The following is a 19,507-nucleotide window of genomic DNA, read 5'->3' on the forward strand; positions in this document are numbered from 1 at the left end:
TCCCCGTGTTGCTTTTCCCTGGATGCGAGGCGCCGGGACGTTTTGCCGTGATCCGCGGCGCGACGGCGTCATCGCACCAGGGAGGGAGCCCGATGCGCAGGACCATTCTCACCATCATCTGCTTGATGGCCCTTGCCTCGTGCGGCGGCGGCGGCGCGGCCCCGCTTACGGGCGGCGCTCAGCCCGGTGCGCTGGCGTCCCTCGCCGTGTCGCACCCAGAGGGGGCCATGCCCGTCGGTGACACGCTCATCATGCAGGTGGAAGCAAAAGACGCCACCGGGCAGCCCGTGCCGAACGTGCGGCCGCAGTGGTCGTCCAGCGACGCATCGATCGCGACGGTGGATGCCGACGGTGTCGTGAGAGGGCTGAAGGCCGGCGCGGCCACCATCACCGCCAGCGCCACCGCCGGCGGCGTCACGAAGACGGCGGACTACGCGGTCGCCGTGCTCGCGCCGCCGCCGCCGCCGCCGCCGCCGCCGCCTCCCCCGCCCCCGCCGCCTCCGTTGAACACGGCCGAGGTGCTGGGTGTCGACGACGCATTCCAGCCGGGCGCCGTGACCATCCAGCCCGGCGGCACGGTAACCTGGCGGATGGTGGACGAGGAGCACGACGTAACGTGGTCCGGCACCGCCCCCGCCGGCGGCAACATCGGAAAGATGAACCGCGGGACTTCCGTCAGCCGCACCTTCGCCACCGCGGGCGTTTACGCCTACACCTGCCAGCGGCACAAGGGGAAGCACGGCGGCACGGTGACGGTGGACGGCGCCACGCAGACGCCCGTCTTCACCTCCGTCCGCATCACGCCGGCCAGCCCCTCCGTGGCCGTGGGAGCGACGGTGCAGCTGACGGCCACGCCGCTCGACCAGGCGGGCCAGGCCATGGGCGGCGTTCCCGCGGCTGCCTGGTCGTCCGCGGACCCGGCCCGGGCCACCGTCAGCGCCTCGGGTCTTGTGACCGGCGTGGCGGCGGGGACGGTTTCCGTCACCACCCGCATCACCCACGGCGGCGTCATGCGAGAGGCGAGCGTCACCGTTACGGTGGGCGGCACCGGGACTGGAGGGGGAACCTCGCCCTCCACCGCGACGGTGACCACGCCGGGCAACACCTTCAACCCGGCCGCGGTGACCCTCGCCACGGGGGGAACCGTGACCTGGCAGTTCACCGGCAGCACGCGCCACAACGTCACCTTCAGCGGCGCGGGGCCGGCGGGAGGAAACATCCCCGACACGGACGCTGGCGCCTCGGTGGCGCGGACGTTCGGCACCGCGGGCACGTACAGCTACCAGTGCACGCGGCACTCGGGAATGACGGGGCAGGTGATCGTCGGGCCCTGAAGGGCTCATCGGACTCGGACATAGGCTAACCAGGCGGCGCCGCCGCAATCCACTCGAACGGGAGCAACAAGATGAAGAAGACCCTGCTGGCCCTGATCGTCGCCGCCGCCCTGGCGCCCGCGGCCGTGATGACCGCCCGCGCGGAAACCCCCGCGCCGCCGCCGGCCACGCACGAGGTGAAGATGATCCTGGACGGCACCTCGGCGCGGTTCGAGCCGGCCAACCTGACCATCCGCGCGGGGGATCGCATCCGCTTCACCACGGTGTCTGGCGGCCCGCACAACGTGGCGTTCGATCCCGCCAAGGTGCCCGACGCCGCCGAGGCGCGCCTGAGCGCCGCGATGGCGGGACAGATCCAGCCGCTCTCGGGCGCGCTGATGATGAACGCGGGCGACAGCTACACGATCACCTTCGCCGGGGTGCCCGCCGGCCGGTACGAGTACTTCTGCATGCCCCACGCGGGGATGAACATGAAGGGCGTCATCACGGTCCAGTGAGCCGCATCCACCCCACCCGGCGGGCCCGCGCGGCCCGCCGGGACAACTCCGGAGGCAAGGTGATCCCCATCCGCCGCGCCGCGCTTCTCGTTCTGCTCGCCGCCCTGGCCGCTCCCGCCGGCGCGCGCGCCCAGTCGCTGCTGGACCGCCCGCCCAACCTGTCGGGCGCCTGGGTGGGCAACCCGGGCACGTTGTACTTCCACTTTCTGCACCGCTTCAGCAGCAGCCCGGCGCCGACGCGAAAGGTGGGGAACGTGCCCACCTTCACCGTGGCCGCGGGGCTGCCGTACCGCACGACGGTGGGGCTGCACTACGCCACCAACTCGGCGCTCGCGCCGGGCTTTCCCAACGAGTGGGAGCTCTGGGCCCGCCACCAGCTGTTCTCGCAGGACCGCGGCGCCCCCGCCGACGTAGGCGGGCAGGTGGCGTTCAACAACGCGGCGAACGGGGTGGATGGAGAGGTCTCCGTCGCCCGGCGCTTCGGCGGACTGCGGCTGGTGGCGGCCGGGCGCGTCCTCGCCGATCCCATGGAAGCGGGCGCGCGCCGGTACGCCGTGGCGGGTGGGGGAACGCTGAAGATCAGCCGCTACTTCGCGGTGGCGGGTGACGTCGCCACGCTGCAGGAGCGGCGCGACGGCGAGGAGGTGGCGTGGAGCGCGGGGCTGCACCTGGCCATCCCGCAGACGCCCCACTCGCTTTCGCTGCAGGCCTCCAACTCCAACGCCTACACGCTGCAGGGGATGTCGTTCGGCGGCGCGGACGTGCGCTACGGGTTCGAGTTCACCGTTCCGCTGACGCTGGCGCGCTGGTTCGGACCGCGAGCGGTGGCGGGTCCCGTGCCCCCGCCGCCGTCCGCACCGGTGGTAGCGGGCACCCCCGCGGCGGCACCCGCGGGGCCGGTGACACGGGCGGGGATGAGGAACTTCGCCTACACGCCCGCCCGCATCGAGATCGCCGCGGGGAGCACGGTGGAGTGGACCAACGGCGACCAGATGGCGCACACCGTAACCGCCACCAGCGGCGCGTTCGATTCGGGGCTGATCCAGCCGGGCGCCAAGTGGAGCCACACCTTCACCGAGGCCGGGACCTACGACTTCACCTGCACTCCGCACCCGTTCATGAAGGGAGTCGTGATCGTCCGATGATCGGAAGAGCCATCTACAGCTTTACCTGCGCGGCGTTCGCCTTCACCGTGGCGGCGGGCGCGCTGGCCGGGTGCTTCTCGGAACGCGTGGCGGGACTGGCCGTGGACGAGAACCTGTGCGAGGGCAGCCCCGCCAACGTGGTGCAGATCCGCAACTTCGCCTTCGCGCAGAGCCAGATCACCGTCACGCCGGGCACCACGGTCACCTGGGTGAACTGCGACCAGGAGATCCACACCTCCACCTCCGACGGTGGCGTGTGGAGCTCGGGGCAGCTGAGCCCCACGGCCGTCTACACGCGCACCTTCGCCGCGGCGGGCACGTTTCCGTACCACTGCGACCCGCATCCCTCCATGAAGGGAACCGTGGTCGTGCGGTAGGGCTCGACGGAAGAAAAGATCGTTTCGCGCAGAGGGCGCAGAGGGAACAGAGAGGACGCAGAGGGCAGCCACGGGCCCCTCTGCGTCCTCTCCGTCTTCTCTGCGTCCTCTGCGTGAAAGCTGTTGAGATATCCTGCCCCGGATCGTAACCGTTGACGCCCCGGGATATTTGGTATAGGTTTGCGAGCCCATGAATAATTATCCTAACTCACGAATCGGAATCCTGGGGGCAGGCGGATACGCCGGGCGAGAGCTGGTGAGGCTTCTCGCTCACCATCCCCACGCGCGGATCGCGTGGGCGACGTCGGAGTCCGAGGCGGGAACGGCGCTGGACGATCTGGTTCCCGGCGCGCGAGGACCGGCGCTGGTGAGGGCGGAAGACGCCGCGCTGGACGCGTGCGACTGCGTGGTGTCGTGCCTGCCGCACGGCGAGAGCGCGCGCTGGATGGAGCGGGCGCGCGCCGCGGGCGTCAGGGCCATCGACCTGTCGGCGGACCTGCGCGTGCCGGGGGCCGACACGCCGGATTGGGCGCGCGAGGCGGTGTACGGGCTTCCCGAGCTGCACCGCGAGCGGATCGCGGGCGCGCAACTGGTCGCCAACCCGGGATGCTATCCCACGGCCGCGATCCTGGCGCTGGCGCCCCTGCTGCGGCGCGGCCTGGCGGCCGGGCCGGTGATCGTCAACGCGGCATCGGGGGTCACGGGCGCGGGGCGCTCGCCCAAGCGGGAACTGCTGTTCGCCGAGGTGGCCGAGGGGTTCAGCGCCTACGCCGTTGGGAACGTGCACCGGCACCTGGCCGAGATGCGGTCGCAGGCCGCCGGCCTGGCGGGGGGGCGGGCGCCGGAGCTGGTGTTCACCCCGCACCTGCTGCCGGTGAGGCGCGGCATCCTCGAGACGATCTACGTGCCGCTGAAGGAGCCGCTGCTCGGTGAGCCGATCGGAATGTGGATGGATGATTATGCATCGGAGCCCTTCGTACGGGTGGTGAGCGGGCGCATGCCGTCGCTGGCCGATGCGGTGGGGTCCAACCGCGTCGCCATCGGGGTGACGGCCGTAAAGGACGTGGCGGCGCCGATGCTGATCGTGGTGGCGGCCATCGACAACCTGGTGAAGGGCGCGGCCGGGCAGGCGGTGCAGAACCTCAACCTGATGTTCGGATGGCCCGAGACGGAGGCACTGGCGTGAGGGTGGTCAAGGTGGGGGGCAACCTGGCCGAGGACGCCGGGTGGATGCGGTCGGTGGCGGCATCCGTCGCCGCGTCCTCCGTCCCCACGCTCCTCGTCCACGGGGGCGGCAAGGAGGTCAGCCAGCTGCAGCGCGCGCTGGGCGAAGAGCCGGAGTGGGTGGACGGGCTTCGTGTGACCACGCCCATCGCCCTCGACGCCGTGCGGATGGTGCTGAGCGGCGTCGTCAACAAGCGCTGGGTGTCCGCGCTGCTGGACGCTGGGGTCGACGCGGTGGGCGTGTCGGGCGAAGACGGCGGGCTGCTGGTCGGCCGGACGATCCGTGGCGGCGCGCTGGGACGGGCGGGGGAACTGGTGTCCGTGCGGACGGAGCTGCTGCACGCGTGGATGGAGCAGGGGCTGACGCTGGTGATCTCGCCCGTGTCGCGCTGCACGGACGGTGGCGGGTTGAACGTGAATGCCGACGATGCCGCCGCCGCCATCGCAGCCACGCTGGGCGCGGAAGAGCTGCTCTTCGTCTCCGACGTTCCCGGCGTGCGCCGCGCGGGCGAGTGGCTGGCGGCGCTGGGCGGAGTGGAAGCCGAGGTGCTGGCCGCCTCGGGCGAGGCGTCGGGGGGAATGCTTCCCAAGCTGCGCGCGGCCTTCACGGCGGCCGCCGCCGGGGTGGCGGGGGTGAGGATCGGGGACGTGGGGATGCTGACGGACCTCGCCGCGGGAACGCGGATCGAACCTGCACGGGAGATGGCCGATGCTGGCTGCTGACACGCAATCCGCCCTGCTGGGCGTCTACAAGCCCGCCGGCCCGGCCTTCGTGGCGGGTGAGGGATGCTGGCTGACGGGCGACGACGGGCGCCGGTACCTGGACTTCACCAGCGGCATCGCGGTGAACGCCCTGGGCTACGGCGATCCCGACGTGGCGGCCGCCATCCGCGGCGCGCTGGACGCCGGCATCCTCCACACCTCCAACCTGTTCCGCACCGCGCCCGCGGGCGAGCTGGCCGCGTGGCTGGCCGCGCACTCGTTCGCCGACCGCGTGTTCTTCTGCAACAGCGGCGCGGAGGCCAACGAGGGCGCCATCAAGTTCGCGCGCCGCTGGGCGGGCGACCGGGCCGAGATCATCGCCTTCCGTGGCGGCTTCCATGGCCGGACGATGGGCGCGCTGGCCCTGACCGACCGCCCCGCCTATCAGGAGCCCTTCCGCCCGCTGATGCCGGGCGTGCGCTTCGCCGAGGTGGGCGACGTGGACGGGGTGAGGGGCCTGCTGCAGACCGGGCGCGTGGCGGCCGTCATCATCGAGCCCATCCAGGCCGAGGGCGGCGTGCGCATGGTGGCGCCCGGGTTCCTGCAGGCACTCCGCGCCCTGTGCACCGAGCACGGCGCCCTGCTGATGCTGGACGAGGTGCAGACGGGGCTGGGCCGCACGGGAACGCTGTGGGGGCACGAGGCGGCGGGGATCACGCCGGACGTGATGACGCTGGCCAAGCCGCTCGCCGGCGGCCTGCCGATGGGCGCCGTGCTGGTGACGGAAAGCGTGGCGGCGGCGCTGAAGCCGGGCGACCACGGCAGCACCTTCGGCGGGGGGACGCTGGTGGCGTCGGCCGCGCTGGCCACGTGCCGCAAGATCGGCGCGGAGCCGTTCATGGCCGAGGTCCGCCGCAAGAGCGCGCTGCTGGCCGACCTGCTGGGCGCGCTGGCCCTCCGCCGCCCCGGCATCCGCCAGGTGCGCGGCGCGGGGCTGATGTGGGGGATCGAGGTGGACGACGCGGCCGGGATCGTGGGCCGCGCGCTGGAGGCCGGGCTGCTGCTGTGCACCGCCGGCCCGGACGTGGTGCGGCTGCTTCCGCCGCTGGTGATTGGGGACGACGAACTGCGCCAGGGCATCGCGATCCTGGAAGGAGCGATGGAATGCTGATCCAGATTGCGCCCTCCTCCGCGGCGGCGGGCATCGACGTGACCCCGGTGCCGACCGGGTCTCCGGTGACGGTGCGCCCCGCGCGCATCGCCGACATGCTGGCGGTGGAGCCGCTGATCAACCACTTCGCCGCGCAGAACCTGATGCTGCCCAAGACGCCGGAGCAGCTGGTTCGCCTGTTTCGCGAGTTCGTGGTGGCGACGGACGAGAACGGGCGCCTCCTCGGGTGCGGTGGCCTGCGCATCTTTTCGCCCGAGCTGGCGGAAATCATCTCCCTGGCCGTGAGCCCGGCGGCGCAGGGGCTGGGGCTGGGCGGGCGGATCGTGGAGCGGCTGGTGGAAGACGCCGAGACACTGGGCATCAACACCATCTTCGCGCTGACGCTGCGCGACGGCTTCTTCCACCGCCTGGGCTTTCGCACGGTGAACAAGGAGATGTTCCCGGCCAAGGTGTGGGCCGACTGCCGGAACTGCTCGAAGCTGCACGCCTGCGACGAGATCGCGGTCTACAGGGAAGTGCGTTAGTGCGTGAGTGCGTTAGTGCGGGAGCAACGGCAGCCCGCGCAGCGCCAACCGAGCGGCGGAATGCACACTGACGCACTCACGAACTAACGCACTAACGCACTTTGCTCCACCGCCGTGGGAACGCGGCGAACCACGCAAACACCATCGCCAGGGAGCGCACCAATATGCCTACCCCCCGCGTCGTCCTCGCCTACTCGGGCGGACTGGATACCTCCATCATCGTGCCCTGGCTCCGTGAAAACTACGGCGCCGAAGTGATCTGCGTGGCCGCCGACGTGGGCCAGGGCGAAGAGCTCAGCGGGCTCGAGGCCAAGGCCCTCGCCTCCGGCGCCGCCGCCTGCTACGTCCAGGACCTGCGCGAAGCGTTCGTCACCGAGTACGTGTGGCCCACGCTGCGTGCCGGTGCCGTCTACGGCCGCAAGTACCTGCTGGGGACCTCGATGGCGCGCCCCATCATCGCCAAGGCCCAGGTGGAGATCGCCCGGCAGGTGGGGGCCACGCACCTGGCCCACGGCTGCACCGGCAAGGGCAACGACCAGGTTCGCTTCGAGCTGACGTACGCGGCGCTCGCGCCGGACCTGCCGGTGATCGCGCCGTGGCGGGAGTGGAACATCCGCTCGCGCGAGGACGCCCTGGCCTACGCCGCGCAGCACCAGGTGCCGGTCGTTGCCACGCGGGAGAAGATCTACTCGCGCGACGCCAACCTGTGGCACGTGAGCCACGAGGGCGGCCCGCTGGAAGACCCCGCGCACGAGCCCGGGAGCGACCTGTTCCTGCTGACGAAGTCGCCCGAGGAGGCGTCGGCGCGCCCGGAGTACGTCACCATCGGCTTCCACGAGGGCTATCCGGTGTCCGTCAACGGGCAGGAGATGGGGCCCGTGGAGCTGATCGCGGCGCTCAACACCATCGGCGGGGCGCACGGCATCGGGCGCATCGACCTGGTGGAAGACCGGCTGGTGGGGATGAAGTCGCGCGGCATCTACGAGACGCCCGGCGGCACCCTGCTGTACGCCGCGCATTCCGAGCTGGAGCAGCTGACGCTGGACCGGCGCACGCTGAGCCTCAAGGACATGGTCGCCCCCCGCTACGCCGACCTGGTGTACGAGGGCCGCTGGTGGACCACCGAGCGCGAGGCGATGGACGCGCTGGTGAACACCACGCAGCGGCGCGTGACGGGATCGGTGCGGCTGAAGCTGTACCGGGGCAACGTGGCCATCGCGGGCCGCTGGTCCGCCAACTCGCTGTACGATGAGCGCTTCGTGACGTTCGGCGAGGACGACGTGTACGAGCAGTCCGACGCGGCGGGGTTCATCCGCCTGTTCGGCCTTTCCAGCCGCGTGGCCGCGCTCAAGGAGCAGGAAGCCACGCTGGCGCCCACCCTTGCCGCCGCGGACTGAACATGGCCTGCACTCCCACCGCGCCGGCGCAGAACGCCCCGGCCGTACCCGGCGCCCGCATGTGGGGCGGGCGCTTTTCGGCCGGCCCGGCACCCGAGATGGACCGGCTGAACCGCTCGCTGCCGGTGGACCGCCGCCTGTGGCGCCACGACGTGGCCGGTAGCCGCGCGTGGGCGGCCGCGCTGGGCGCCGCGGGGGTGATCGACCCCGCCGAGGCCGCCGACCTCCGCGCGGGGCTCGACGCCGTGGCGGCGCGCCTGGAGTCGTGGTCCGAGGCTCACTGGGCGGCCGCGGCGGACGAGGACGTCCACACGCTCGTCGAGCGGCTGCTGGGTGACGAGATCGGCCCCACGGCCGGCAAGCTGCACACCGGGCGCTCGCGCAACGACCAGGTGGCCACCGACTTCCGCCTGTGGGCGCTGGAGGCGGTCAAGACTCTGGATGCCGCCCTGCGCGACGTGCAGCTGGCGCTGGTGGAGCAGGCGGAGCAGCACGTGGCGACGGTGATGCCCTCGTACACGCACATGCAGCGCGCGCAGCCGGTGTCGGCGGCGCACTGGCTGCTGTCGCACGCATGGCCGCTGGCGCGCGACCGCGAGCGGCTGGCGGACGCGGGCGATCGGGTGTCGGTGCTGCCGCTGGGGTCGGGTGCCATCGCGGGGTGCCCGTTTCCCGTGGATCGCGTGCTGCTGAAGGAGTCGCTGGGCTTCCGGGCCGTGTCGCCGAATTCGGTGGACGCGGTCGCGGACCGCGACTGGGTGGCGGAACTGCTGTTCGTGGCGGCGATGGCGGGGGTGCACCTGTCGCGCCTGGCGGAAGACCTGGTGCTCTTCGCGTCGTCGGAGTTCGGCTTCGTGCGGCTGAGCGACCGCTTCAGCACGGGCTCGTCGCTGATGCCGCAGAAGCGCAATCCCGACGCGCTGGAGCTGGCGCGCGGCAAGGCGGGGCGGCTGATCGGCGACCTCACCGGCATGCTCGCGCTGCTGAAGGGGCTGCCGTCGGGCTACAACAAGGACCTGCAGGAAGACAAGTCCGCGCTCTTTTCCGCCTTCGACGCACTGACGGACGTGCTGCCGGCGGTGGCGGGAACCATCCGGTCGTTGTCGATCGACGTAGCGCGGTGCGCGGGCGCGGTCGACTCGGCCATGCTGGCGACGGACCTGGCCGACTTCCTGGTGCGCGAGGGCGTGCCCTTTCGCGAGGCGCATTCTGCGGTCGGCCGGCTGGTGCGTGCGGCCGAGGCGCTGGGGTGTCCGTTGAGCGCGCTTCCTCGTGAGGTGTTCGTGGAGGTGAGCCGCGAGTTCGCGTCCGCCGACCTGGATTCGCTGTTCAGCGCCAAGGCGTCCATCGAGGCGCGCGCCAGCGAGGGGGGCACGTCACCCGCCTCCGTTCGTACCCAGATCGCGGCGCTGCTCGGACAGATCTGAACTGCAGTTTCACGCAGAGGTCGCAGAGGGAAAAGAGAGGACGCAGAGGGCAGCTACAGCCCCTCTGCGTCCTCTCCGTTATCTCTGCGCCCTCTGCGTGATGCTGTTTGGTTTTGGGTTTGCGTGATGGCGGAGGGATGACGACGATCCGCGGCTACCAGGATCCCGCACTCCGCGCCCGCGTGGTGCGTTCCATCCCCCTCCTCTACACCGACGGAGCCAATCCCGCGCTCGACCGGCCAGCGCACGTGCGCGCCGGGTCCGGCATCGCGTGGATCGGCGGCGTGCTCGCCGTCGTGCAGGACGATGCCAACTTCATCGCCCTCGTCGATCCCGAATCCTGTGACGTCCGCTCGCTCACCCTGCCGGCGGGGGAGGGCCGCGTGCGCCTGTTCGGGACGGATCGCGGAAACAAGCAGTTCAAGCTGGATCTGGAGGCGTGTGTCGCCGTTCCCGAGCCCGGCGGCGAGATGCTGGCCGCGTTCGGGTCCGGCAGCACGCCCAAGCGCGAGCGGATCGTACTGGTACGCGGCATTCCCGAGGCGTCATTGGTGGAGGTGTGCGACGCGTCCGCGTTCTACGCGCTGCTGCGCGGGGCGCACGAGTTCTCGGGAAGCGAGATGAACGTGGAGGGCGCGACCTGGCTCGACGGCCGCCTGCTTCTGTTCAACCGCGGCAACGGCGCGCCGATGGATGGCCGCGACCCCGTGGATGCCACCTGCGAGGTCGATTGGGATCGCCTCCGCGCGCACCTGCTGAATGCGGAAGCGCCGCCGCCCCCGCCGGAGCGCATCACCCGCTACGAGCTGGGCGACATCGACGGGTGGCGGCTCACGTTCACGGACGCTTCGGTAGTGGACGACGCGCTGCTCTTTGCCGCCACGGCAGAGGCGTCGCCCAACACCTACGACGACGGTCCCGTGGCGGGCTCGGCGCTGGGCATCATCGACGGGTCGGGTGCGCGCTGGACGGTGATCGAGGATGCGGCCGGCGGCCGATTCGACGGCAAGGTCGAGGGCCTCGCTCCGGCTTCGCGCCCGGGCACCGTGCTGGTCGTCATCGACCGCGACGACCCGCATCTCCCGTCCGAACTATGCGAGGTCGAGTTGGCCGGACCGTGGGCTTACGACTGAAACCGTCAGGCGTGGCAGCACGTTCTAAGTCGATGTAGGTACAGTATTTGCCTCAGCTCCCGCGCCACGGAGAACCTGCTACGGAGTCAGATCATGGCACTGCGCGAATTCATCGATGCGAGGGGGGTGGCCTGGAAGGCCTGGGACGTTCCGCCCTGGCGCGTCTTCACGGAACTGCGTTCCAGCGGCGAACGCCGGATGCGCCAGACCCCCGGCTACACGCCGGAGCGCCGGCAGAACCGCGAGCGGCGCCGCCGGACCGCCGCGCCCGGGCTGGAGCGCGGCTGGGTGTGCTTCGAGTGCGCCGAAGAAAAGCGCCGCCTGATTCCGCCTCCGCCCAACTGGGACGCGGTGACGGAAGATGAACTGGCGGACCTGTGCTCCCGGGCCAGTCCCGCGCCCGTCCAGCACTGATCCGCGATGGCGCTCCGTGGGTTCCAGCAGGGGGGCGTGCACTGGCAGGTGTGGAGCGTGATCCCGGGAACGCGAAAAGACGGCGAACGCCGCCGGGGACGCGACCGCCGCAGCCCCGACCCGGTGTTCCTGTCCCGAGGGCCGGACCGCCGCAAAGCCGCTGATCGCCGCAGCGTCGCCGTCTCGGCGGCGTTCGCGGCGGGGTGGCTCGTGTTCCAGGCCCCGCACGAGCGCCGCCGCCTGGCCCCCATCCCCGCCGACTGGGAAACCCTCTCCAGCGACGATCTCGCTCGGCTCTGCGAGCGCGCAACGCCAGTCCACGGGCTTTCGGACGGCTGAACCTCGTCAGGCCGGGAACGCGGCCTCGGAAGCCGCTCCGGGTTCGTGATTAGGACCCGCGTAGCGGCACCAGGAGGTGGGTGATGCAGCAACGGTGGAATCACCACTCCCAAGCAGGCGTCAGCCGGGGATTCAGTACGTGATCACGAAGCTTCCGTAGAAACCTGCATCCCCCTGTAGCACGGCTCGGACTCCGACATTGTCTCTCACGATCCCGCACGTGTTGAACGAGTCGCCGCTGATCTGCAAATAAGGGCCGGCCGGCACGTCGGAGATGTAGCACTGAACCGAAGGCAGCGTGTTGTTCGCGCTCGCTGCCGCAGGGAGGTAGTTCGTGAAAAGCGTCTCGGTGGTTGGAATGATCGCTTGGTAGAACAGTCGGTTGGTTGCGCCCGCCGGTCCGGCGGGCCCTTGCGCACCGGGTTGCCCGGCGGGTCCTTGCGGGCCCACTGGACCAGCAGGTCCTTGGGGACCAGTGGGGCCAGCAGGTCCTTGAGGCCCCGCAGGTCCAGCAGGGCCCGTCGGCCCTTCGCACGCGGCGAGCGGGACCATGAACGCGAGGATCAAGGCGGTGCGTCTCAGTTCCATGGAATGCGAGTTCCCGTGTGTTGGGGCGGTGTGAAGGCCGATGCCTTCGCCGCACCCGTGAGGATGCGGCGCTCCCTGTTCCGGCCGGGCGATACGATCAGATGTGTATGGCCCGACCCAGCGAGGCGAGGGCGGCTTCCTTGACGGCCTCGGGAAGCGTGGGGTGCGCGTGCACCGTCATCGCGATGTCCTCGGCGCTGGAGTGGAACTCCATCGCCAGCGCCGCCTCGGCGATCATGTCCGAGGCGCGCGGCCCCAGGATGTGCAGGCCCAGCAGCCGGTCGGTCTTCGCGTCCGCGATCACCTTCACCATTCCGTCCGTTTCCGCCATCGCCCGTGCGCGCCCGTTCGCCTGGAAGGGGAACTTGCCCACGCGGTATTCGCGCCCGGCGGCCTTCGCCTCTTCCTCCGTCATCCCCACCGAGGCGATCTCGGGCCAGGTGTAGACGACGTTCGCCACGGCATCGTAGTTCACGTGCCCGTGCTTGCCGACGGAGAACTCCACCGCGGCCACGCCCTCTTCCTCGGCCTTGTGCGCCAGCATCCGCCCCCCGATGGCGTCACCAATCGCGTACACGTTGCCGACGCCGGTGTGGAACCGCTCGTCCACCTCGATGACGCCGCGGTTCAGCCGCACGCCGGCCTCCTCGAAGCCCATCCCCTCGGTGTACGCCCGCCGCCCGACCGCCACCAGCACGTAATCCGCCTCGATGGGCTCCTGCCCGTCGATGGAAACGGACACCTTGTCGCCCTTCCGCTCGGCGCCGGTGACGCGCGTGCCGGTGCGGATGTCGAAGCCCTGCTTGCGGAAGATGCGGTCGGACTGGCGCACGATCTCGGCATCCATCCCGGGAAAGATGGTGGGCGCCATCTCCAGCACCGTGACCTTGGCACCCAGGCGCCGCCACACGCTGCCCAGCTCCAGACCGATCACGCCACCGCCCACGACCACCAGGTGCCCGGGGATCTCGGGCAGGGCCAGCGCGCCGGTGCTGTCGATGATGCGCTCGTGGTCGAACTTCAGGAACGGAAGCTCGATGGGCACCGAGCCGGGCGCGAGGATGATGGTCTTTGCGCGCAGCGTGCGGGCGCCGCCCTCCGCCGCCACCTCGATGGTTTCGGGCGAGGTGAGCCGGCCGAAGCCGCGCACCCACTCGATCTTGTTCTTCTTGAAGAGGAAGGCCACGCCGTCGGTGTTGCTCTTCACCACGGCGTCCTTGCGCGCCAGCATCCTGCCGACGTCCATCGCCGGCTCGCCGACGGTGATGCCGTGAAGTTCCGACTTGTGGCGGATCTGGTCGAACAGCTCGGTGCTGTCGAGCAGCGCCTTGCTGGGGATGCAGCCCACGCGCACGCAGGTGCCGCCGAGCGCGTCTTCCTTTTCCACGCAGGCCGTCTTCAGCCCGAGCTGTGCGGCGCGGATGGCGGCCACGTACCCGCCCGGCCCGCCGCCGAGGACGATGAGGTCGAATGTATCTTCTGCCATCGGAACGAAAGTGCGTGAGTGCGTGAGTGCGTCAGTGCGTGAGTGCGTCAGTGCGTGAGTGCGTCAGTGCGTGAGTGCGTCAGTGCGTGAGTGCGTCAGTGCGTGAGTGCGTCAGTGCGTGAGTGCGTCAGTGCGTCAGTGCGTGAGTGCGTCAGTGCGTGAGTGCGTCAGTGCGTGAGTGCGTCAGTGCGTGAGTGCGTTCGGTTGCACCCGCGTTCAGGCTCGCCGGCAAACAGCGAGGATCAAGCCGCGAGCAAGCTCAGGCCCGCGCGCCCGCGGCGCAAGACCGTCCAACGATACACTCACCGCACCTGCCGGAGCCAACCGTTGTCATCCCGATGGAAGCGGCCACGGAAAACCTGCACGCACATCATTCGGTTGCAGCGACTGAGGGATCCGCCACACACGATTCGAAGCGCACCAGCGGATCGAGACTGCCCCATCCCCACGTGAGCGGGTGAACCCGCCGCTCGAAAAGCGGTAAGCCCCGACTCGGGCCGCTGGCGCGTCCCGCTCGGGGCTTCAACTTCTCATCCGCACGATTCACCGATGCATCACCTGCCGATCTCAGGAACGCCGAGCGCGCGGCAGATCTTGCGAGCGAGGAGATCAGGAACCTCAGTGTGGCGCGGAACTGCTTCCACCGCGCCGGTCGCCGGATTGGACCACAACGAGTGGGCGCTGCCCTCGCGCTTGAGGAAGCACCCGTACATCCGAAGGTGGCGCAGCAATGCTGCCGCGTTTCATCCGACCGTTACCGTTTCGCGCAGCGCACCGGCGGGCACTCCGCGAAGCGCGTCTTCTCGCCGGTCTTCCAACACCAGCTCGATCGCCTGCGTCAGGCTTTCCAGTGATTCTTCCTTGGAGCGGCCTTGACCGTTCGCACCCGGAATCTCGGGGCAGTAGCTTACGAACCAGTCGCCGTCACGTTCAACGATGGCGGTAAATTCATTCCGCATTCTCGCTCTCCTCCTGAAGTCCTGCATCGTTACCCTCACCGAAACGTCCTGTGCCAGCGACAATCGGCGACTCCGTCGGCTCGATCGCGGGCAGGGCGAGGCGGGAGAGCATCTCGCGGACCTCCTCGATGGTGGCGCCCGGGTGCACCTCCAGGATCAGCGCCACGATGCCGGCCACGTTCGGCGCCGCGAAGCTGGTGCCGTGCTTCACCACCCGCCCGCCGCCGAGCCACCTGACCTCCTGCTCCACGCCCCACGCCACGCACTCCATGGCGTGCTCCGCCCGGTAGCGGAACTCGTACGGCGAGGCGAACTTCGCCGCCGACACGCCGATCACGTTCTCGAAGATCGCGGGATAGCTCCAGTCGTTGGCGTTGTGCCCCGCCGTGACGACGATGATCCCCGCGCGTCGCGCCCGTTCGCACGCCACGTACAGCGCGTCGCGCGCGTACTCCAGCCGCGTGCCCAGGCTTACGTTGATCACCTGCACGCCCGCCTCGATGGCCCACAGCAGCGCGGCGTGGATGGTGCCCGGCGACGTTTCGAGCTGCTTGCCGAACACGCGGACGGGCACCACCCGCGCATCTGGCGCCACCCGCAGCACCAGGTCCACGCACGCGGTGCCGTGGCCCAGGACGTCGTGGTCGTCGCCGTTCTGCCCGAGCGCGAAATCGTCATCCGGGTCCACGAACGAGATGCCCGGCAGCACACGCGGATCGTCGATCGTGCGGTCCCACCCGCTGTCGATCACCGCCACGCGAATGCCCCGCCCCGTGGCCCCGCCCAGCGCCTCGCGCACCCAGGCGGGGGGCTCCGCACGCCCCTGCAGCGGCTCCGCGCCGTTCACTTCCGGTTCAGCTTTTCGCCCACGTAGTTCCACACCAGCTCCAGGATGCGCCCGGACCGGGTGACCACGTTGGCGCTGACGCTGTAGCCGCGCCGAAAGCGCTCCAGCTCGCCCGGCTCCACCTGGTCGCGGTCCAGCGAGGCCACCACGCGGTACACGCCGCCGCCCGTCGGCGCGGCCGCGGGGGCGCCCCCCGCTCCGGGCGCGGCGCCGGACCCTGCCGGCTCCGACGCCACGTGGGTGACACGGGCCTCCAGCTGCCGGCGGTCCGACTGGCGGAAGGCCTGCACCTCCAGCCGCACGCGGTCGCCCAGCTCGATCTTGTTGACGTCGCGCTCGGGCACCAGCATGGTCACCCGCCAGTCGGCCAGGTCGCCCACCTCGAGCAGCGTGACGCCCTCCTGCACCAGCGCACCCGGCAGCCGCCGCTCCACGTCGTCGGTGAGCACCACGCCCGCGGCGGGCGCGAGCACCGTGCTGCGGGCAATGCGCTGCTCGACCTCGGCGGCCTGGGCGCGCAGCCGGTCGATCTCCGTTCCCGTCTTGCGCTCGTCGAACCCGCGAAGCGCCAGCATCCCCGTTTCGGTGCCGGTCAGCCGGATCTCGGCCTCGGCGCCGCGCACCTCGCCCACGGCCAGGTCCAGCGTCACGTGCTGCCCCGGCCGGTGCGCCGCCAGCATGGAGTCGACGTTGGTGCCCAGCCCGTGCTCCACCATCCGCTGCAGCAGCGTGGCGCGCGAGGTAGACAGCCGGGCGCGGGCGCGGTCGAGCTTTTCGGACTGCTGCGCGCGCTCCAGCGGCGTGGCGGCCGCGCTGCGCGCCCGGTCGATCTCCGCCGACCGCAGCTGCGCCTGCAATTGGGCCAGCTGCGTTTCCAGTGCCAGCGCGTCAAGCCTTACCACCGGCTGCCCCGCGGCCACCGTGTCGCCGGACTTCACCAGCACCTCGCGCACCACCCCGCCGGCCTGCGCGCGCACCGGCCACAGCTGCACCGGCTCCAGCACGCCCGACGTCTTCACCGTGATGTCCATGCTCACGAACATCGACACCAGCAGGCCGGTGACCAGCAGCAGCCCGATGAACGCCAGCGTGTAGGTCACCGCGCGCTTGACGAACCTTGCACCCGGCTGCCCGTCGTCGCCCAGGTCGGGAAGGCGCAGGGGAATCACGCTGGCCTCGGCGTTCTTGGGCGCATTCATGCGGCCCTCGGCGTTCCTGGGTGCATTCATGGCGTCACCGCGTGGCCGGGGCCACGGCGCGGGGCCGGAGCCACGGCGCGAAGCCGCCGCCCGTCATCGGGCACATCGCCGGCGTTCAGCAGCTGGCGGTAGGCGTCGCTGCTCTGCAGCAGCTCGGCGTGGGTGCCGGAGCCGGCCACATTGCCGCCCTCCAGCACGATGATCTGGTCGGCCATGGCCGCGGTGGCCACGCGGTGGGTCACGAAGACGATCGTCTTTCCCTGCAGCCGGCCGAACAGGTCGCGAAGGATCTGCGACTCGGTGGCCATGTCCACATTGGAGGTAGCCTCGTCCAGCAGCAGCACGGGGGCGTCGCGGATCAGCGCGCGGGCCAGCGACAGCCGCTGCCGCTGGCCGCCGGAGAGGGTGGATCCCCACTCGCCCACCTGCGTCTCGTATCCCTCGGGGAGGTCGCGGATCAGCGGCTCCAGGCGGCACAGCCTCACCGCGTCGTCCACGTCGGCCCGGGTGGGGTTCTCGCAGCCCATCGTCAGGTTTTCCCAGACGGTGCCCTTCATCAGGCTGAACTCCTGCCAGACGACGGACACCTGCCGCCGCAGGTCGGAGATGGCGATGCTGGTGGCGGGGATGCCGTCGAAGAACACCTGCCCCTCGTTGGGGTCCTCCATCCGCGTCAGCAGGCGCAGGATGGACGACTTGCCCACCCCGCTGTGGCCCACGACCGCCGTGATCGCCCCCGCGGGAAAGTGGATGTTCACGCCGCGCAGCACGGCCTTTTCCCGGGTGTAGCCGAATGTCACGCCGCGCAGGCGGATGTCGCCTTCCAGCACGTGCTTCACCGGCTGGGGCGGAAGGTACGAGAGCGCGGGGTCCTGCTCGGTGGGGGCGTCCAGGTACTCGAACATGCGCCCCAGGCTCACGGCCGACTGCTGGAACTCGGCGAAGAGGTTGGAGATCTGGCTGATGGGGTTGTACAGGTAGCCGATGTAGGCGGTGAACGCGATGTAGTCGCCCAGCGTCATCTGCTGCGCCAGGATCAGGCGCCACGCGTACCACGTGTAGACCGCCGTTCCCAGCGCCCGCACGATGGTGTTCGTAGCCATGAACACCTGGCCGAACCCCCCGCCCTTCAGCTGCACGCTCAGCGCGCCTTTCATCTGCTTCTGGGCGTGCGCGTACACCTGGTGCTCGCCGGCCATCGCCTTGAGCGTGCGGATGTGGCTGAGCACCTCTACCTGGAAGGCGCCCAGGTCGGCGAACGCCTCGGCGCTCTGCTTCCAGTACTTTCTCATCAGCCGCGCCGACATCGTGGTGATCAGCATCGTCAGGGGGATGGTGATCAGCGACACGATCGCCAGCTTCCACTGGATCAGAAAGAGGAAGGGCGGAACCAGGATCAGGTACGCGCCGTTGACGAACAGCGTCTCGAACACGCGCGACACCGTGCCCAGCGAGGTGCGCACGTCGCCGAACCGGCTCATGATCTCGCCCACCCGGTGCTCGTCGAAGAAGCGGATGCGCAGGTGCTGCAGGTGGTTGAAGAAGAGCAGTCCGGTGGCGTTGGTCAGGTGCGCGGTGGTGAACATGGTGAAGTAGCCGCGGATGGCGCCCATCACCCCCTGGGCGACGGCGACGGCCAGCAGGCCGGCCACCAGCACGTGCATCAGCGTGATCGAGCGGGTGGGGTATACCTCGTCGATCAGCAGCTTGGACAGGTACGGGGTGATCATGCCGATCATCCCCAGCACCAGCCCCAGGGCCATCCCCTTGACGAGGGGGCCCCAGTACGGGCGGATCAGCCGGATCAGCCGCATGAACTGCTGAAAGGCTTCCCGCAGCGGCGGGATTTCTGCGGTTGGGCGTGGCGGCATCAGGCCATCGGCATGGAACGCGTAGTCAGGTGCGGGTCGCGGGCCGAACGAGGAGTGGGGACGCGGTTCCCGACTCGTCGTTTTCGGCCAGCTTGTAAGATAGTCGCGGGACGGAGTTTCTGCACCTCCGGGGCGGTGCCTCCTTTCCCCCGGTCTCCCCTCCCCCGGCAAACTGCGCCGGGAGAGGGGGAACTTCATACCCGGCAAGGCTGGGTTCGGTGCATTCCGAAGGCGCCCCCCATCCCCAACCCTTCCCCCACAAACGGCGTGGGGGAAGGGAGCCAGCCCGGTGCGTCACGCGAGTGCAGGCGCTTGGGCTGGCATCCCTGGCGGAGGTCGATGCGCTTCGAACGCTCCGGCGCATGCCCCGGCTGCCCTCTCCCCCGGCCCCCTCTCCCGCAAGCGGCCCGCAAGCGGGAGAGGGGAGAACTTCGATTGGGTTCGACGGGGTGCCTCGCATTCCGCGGGGGCCCCTCCCCCGGCCCCTCTCCGCATGCTGCGCATGCGGAGAGGGGAGAATTCGCGTGCGGTCCAGCTCGCCTCGGTGCACTCCACTGCGCGTGCAGTCCGCGAAGGCGGACTTCGGGCCGTCGTTGCCGCGAATTCATTCGCCCCAGCAGGGACGAGGCCTCGGCTCCGGTTCCCGCTGCCGCGCCCAGGCTTGTACGTGCCCCGGGCTAGATCCTTCGGCCCGCGACGGATGTGCTACGGGCCGATCTCGTTCGCCTGGGCCTCAGAGGGTGTTGAGAAATGTCAACTTGGCCGAAGCCGACGGAGCATGAGACCCGACATCGCAAGATGGATCCATGCTTCGCTACTCTCCGGCAGGCCCTCGTAGTCCTTGCTCAAACGGCGGCAGCGCCCCAGCCAAGC

Annotated in this window: 18 protein-coding genes and 1 pseudogene; 13 read left to right on the top strand and 6 right to left on the bottom strand. The window is 70.3% G+C overall.

Going from position 1 to position 19,507, the window contains the following annotated elements:
- Positions 1-92 precede the first annotated feature (92 nt).
- The 13 genes from VF632_RS18200 to VF632_RS18260 all read left to right on the top strand — a co-directional run bounded on the left by VF632_RS18200 (position 93) and on the right by VF632_RS18260 (position 11,684).
- Positions 93-1,334: an Ig-like domain-containing protein gene (locus VF632_RS18200; RefSeq protein ID WP_331024360.1), complete on the top strand. Its 1,242-nt coding sequence runs from the start codon at positions 93-95 to the stop codon at positions 1,332-1,334.
- 71 nt (positions 1,335-1,405) lie between these two features.
- Entirely contained in the window at positions 1,406-1,831 is a 426-nt protein-coding gene (locus VF632_RS18205; RefSeq protein ID WP_331024361.1) for a plastocyanin/azurin family copper-binding protein, read from the top strand.
- Positions 1,828-2,976 carry a cupredoxin family copper-binding protein gene (locus tag VF632_RS18210; RefSeq protein WP_331024362.1) on the top strand — a complete coding sequence of 383 codons (1,149 nt, stop codon included), beginning with the start codon at positions 1,828-1,830 and terminating at the stop codon, positions 2,974-2,976. The genes VF632_RS18205 and VF632_RS18210 overlap by 4 nt, the downstream gene beginning before the upstream one ends.
- The gene (locus VF632_RS18215) at positions 2,973-3,353 is read left to right on the top strand and encodes a plastocyanin/azurin family copper-binding protein (protein WP_331024363.1); all 381 of its coding nucleotides are present in this window, start codon (positions 2,973-2,975) and stop codon (positions 3,351-3,353) included. The genes VF632_RS18210 and VF632_RS18215 overlap by 4 nt, the downstream gene beginning before the upstream one ends.
- A gap of 190 nt (positions 3,354-3,543) precedes the next feature.
- Positions 3,544-4,539: an N-acetyl-gamma-glutamyl-phosphate reductase gene (argC, locus tag VF632_RS18220; protein ID WP_331024364.1), complete on the top strand. Its 996-nt coding sequence runs from the start codon at positions 3,544-3,546 to the stop codon at positions 4,537-4,539.
- On the top strand, positions 4,536-5,300 hold the full coding sequence (argB, locus tag VF632_RS18225; RefSeq protein WP_331024365.1) for an acetylglutamate kinase: 765 nt from the start codon (positions 4,536-4,538) through the stop codon (positions 5,298-5,300). Before argC ends, argB begins: the two co-directional genes overlap by 4 nt.
- Positions 5,287-6,450: an acetylornithine/succinylornithine family transaminase gene (locus VF632_RS18230; protein ID WP_331024366.1), complete on the top strand. Its 1,164-nt coding sequence runs from the start codon at positions 5,287-5,289 to the stop codon at positions 6,448-6,450. The genes argB and VF632_RS18230 overlap by 14 nt, the downstream gene beginning before the upstream one ends.
- On the top strand, positions 6,444-6,974 hold the full coding sequence (locus VF632_RS18235) for an N-acetyltransferase (protein ID WP_331024367.1): 531 nt from the start codon (positions 6,444-6,446) through the stop codon (positions 6,972-6,974). Before VF632_RS18230 ends, VF632_RS18235 begins: the two co-directional genes overlap by 7 nt.
- Positions 6,975-7,138: 164 nt before the next feature.
- The gene (locus VF632_RS18240) at positions 7,139-8,371 is read left to right on the top strand and encodes an argininosuccinate synthase (RefSeq protein ID WP_331024368.1); all 1,233 of its coding nucleotides are present in this window, start codon (positions 7,139-7,141) and stop codon (positions 8,369-8,371) included.
- Positions 8,372-8,373: 2 nt separating this feature from the next.
- Positions 8,374-9,798 carry an argininosuccinate lyase gene (argH, locus tag VF632_RS18245; RefSeq protein WP_331024369.1) on the top strand — a complete coding sequence of 475 codons (1,425 nt, stop codon included), beginning with the start codon at positions 8,374-8,376 and terminating at the stop codon, positions 9,796-9,798.
- A 137-nt stretch (positions 9,799-9,935) separates the two neighbouring features.
- A complete protein-coding gene (locus VF632_RS18250; RefSeq protein ID WP_331024370.1) occupies positions 9,936-10,931 on the top strand; it encodes a DUF6929 family protein in 996 nt (331 codons plus the stop codon).
- A 93-nt stretch (positions 10,932-11,024) separates the two neighbouring features.
- Entirely contained in the window at positions 11,025-11,345 is a 321-nt protein-coding gene (locus tag VF632_RS18255) for a hypothetical protein (RefSeq protein WP_331024371.1), read from the top strand.
- 6 nt (positions 11,346-11,351) lie between these two features.
- Positions 11,352-11,684, top strand: coding sequence for a hypothetical protein (locus tag VF632_RS18260; RefSeq protein WP_331024372.1), 333 nt, complete (start codon positions 11,352-11,354; stop codon positions 11,682-11,684).
- A gap of 685 nt (positions 11,685-12,369) precedes the next feature.
- On the opposite strand, the gene lpdA is transcribed toward VF632_RS18260, so the two are convergent.
- The 6 genes and pseudogenes from lpdA to VF632_RS18290 all read right to left on the bottom strand — a co-directional run.
- Positions 12,370-13,758: a dihydrolipoyl dehydrogenase gene (gene lpdA, locus VF632_RS18265; protein ID WP_331024373.1), complete on the bottom strand. Its 1,389-nt coding sequence runs from the start codon at positions 13,756-13,758 to the stop codon at positions 12,370-12,372.
- Between the two features lie 743 nt (positions 13,759-14,501).
- Complete coding sequence (locus VF632_RS18270) at positions 14,502-14,717, bottom strand: type II toxin-antitoxin system HicB family antitoxin (RefSeq protein WP_331024374.1); 216 nt, start codon at positions 14,715-14,717, stop codon at positions 14,502-14,504.
- Entirely contained in the window at positions 14,707-15,564 is an 858-nt protein-coding gene (locus VF632_RS18275) for a S8 family peptidase (protein WP_331024375.1), read from the bottom strand. The genes VF632_RS18270 and VF632_RS18275 overlap by 11 nt, the downstream gene beginning before the upstream one ends.
- On the bottom strand, positions 15,561-16,793 hold the full coding sequence (locus tag VF632_RS18280) for an HlyD family secretion protein (RefSeq protein ID WP_331024376.1): 1,233 nt from the start codon (positions 16,791-16,793) through the stop codon (positions 15,561-15,563). The genes VF632_RS18275 and VF632_RS18280 overlap by 4 nt, the downstream gene beginning before the upstream one ends.
- A complete protein-coding gene (locus tag VF632_RS18285; RefSeq protein WP_331024377.1) occupies positions 16,790-18,634 on the bottom strand; it encodes a peptidase domain-containing ABC transporter in 1,845 nt (614 codons plus the stop codon). The genes VF632_RS18280 and VF632_RS18285 overlap by 4 nt, the downstream gene beginning before the upstream one ends.
- Positions 18,635-19,387: 753 nt before the next feature.
- A pseudogene (locus tag VF632_RS18290) lies at positions 19,388-19,507 on the bottom strand (IS5/IS1182 family transposase); the annotation flags it as partial.

The organism is Longimicrobium sp. (assembly GCF_036388275.1).
Classification (GTDB): Bacteria; Gemmatimonadota; Gemmatimonadetes; order Longimicrobiales; family Longimicrobiaceae; genus Longimicrobium.

What these genes read in the sequence shown, in the direction of transcription:
- VF632_RS18285 (WP_331024377.1), bottom strand. Translation starts at nt 18,634, where the DNA reads ATGCCGCCACGCCCAACCGCAGAAATCCCGCCGCTGCGGGAAGCCTTT.
- argH (WP_331024369.1), top strand. Translation starts at nt 8,374, where the DNA reads ATGGCCTGCACTCCCACCGCGCCGGCGCAGAACGCCCCGGCCGTACCC.
- VF632_RS18260 (WP_331024372.1), top strand. Translation starts at nt 11,352, where the DNA reads ATGGCGCTCCGTGGGTTCCAGCAGGGGGGCGTGCACTGGCAGGTGTGG.
- VF632_RS18280 (WP_331024376.1), bottom strand. Translation starts at nt 16,793, where the DNA reads ATGAATGCACCCAGGAACGCCGAGGGCCGCATGAATGCGCCCAAGAAC.
- VF632_RS18250 (WP_331024370.1), top strand. Translation starts at nt 9,936, where the DNA reads ATGACGACGATCCGCGGCTACCAGGATCCCGCACTCCGCGCCCGCGTG.
- VF632_RS18205 (WP_331024361.1), top strand. Translation starts at nt 1,406, where the DNA reads ATGAAGAAGACCCTGCTGGCCCTGATCGTCGCCGCCGCCCTGGCGCCC.
- VF632_RS18240 (WP_331024368.1), top strand. Translation starts at nt 7,139, where the DNA reads ATGCCTACCCCCCGCGTCGTCCTCGCCTACTCGGGCGGACTGGATACC.
- VF632_RS18230 (WP_331024366.1), top strand. Translation starts at nt 5,287, where the DNA reads ATGCTGGCTGCTGACACGCAATCCGCCCTGCTGGGCGTCTACAAGCCC.
- VF632_RS18200 (WP_331024360.1), top strand. Translation starts at nt 93, where the DNA reads ATGCGCAGGACCATTCTCACCATCATCTGCTTGATGGCCCTTGCCTCG.
- VF632_RS18255 (WP_331024371.1), top strand. Translation starts at nt 11,025, where the DNA reads ATGGCACTGCGCGAATTCATCGATGCGAGGGGGGTGGCCTGGAAGGCC.
- argC (WP_331024364.1), top strand. Translation starts at nt 3,544, where the DNA reads ATGAATAATTATCCTAACTCACGAATCGGAATCCTGGGGGCAGGCGGA.
- lpdA (WP_331024373.1), bottom strand. Translation starts at nt 13,758, where the DNA reads ATGGCAGAAGATACATTCGACCTCATCGTCCTCGGCGGCGGGCCGGGC.
- VF632_RS18215 (WP_331024363.1), top strand. Translation starts at nt 2,973, where the DNA reads ATGATCGGAAGAGCCATCTACAGCTTTACCTGCGCGGCGTTCGCCTTC.
- VF632_RS18270 (WP_331024374.1), bottom strand. Translation starts at nt 14,717, where the DNA reads ATGCGGAATGAATTTACCGCCATCGTTGAACGTGACGGCGACTGGTTC.
- VF632_RS18235 (WP_331024367.1), top strand. Translation starts at nt 6,444, where the DNA reads ATGCTGATCCAGATTGCGCCCTCCTCCGCGGCGGCGGGCATCGACGTG.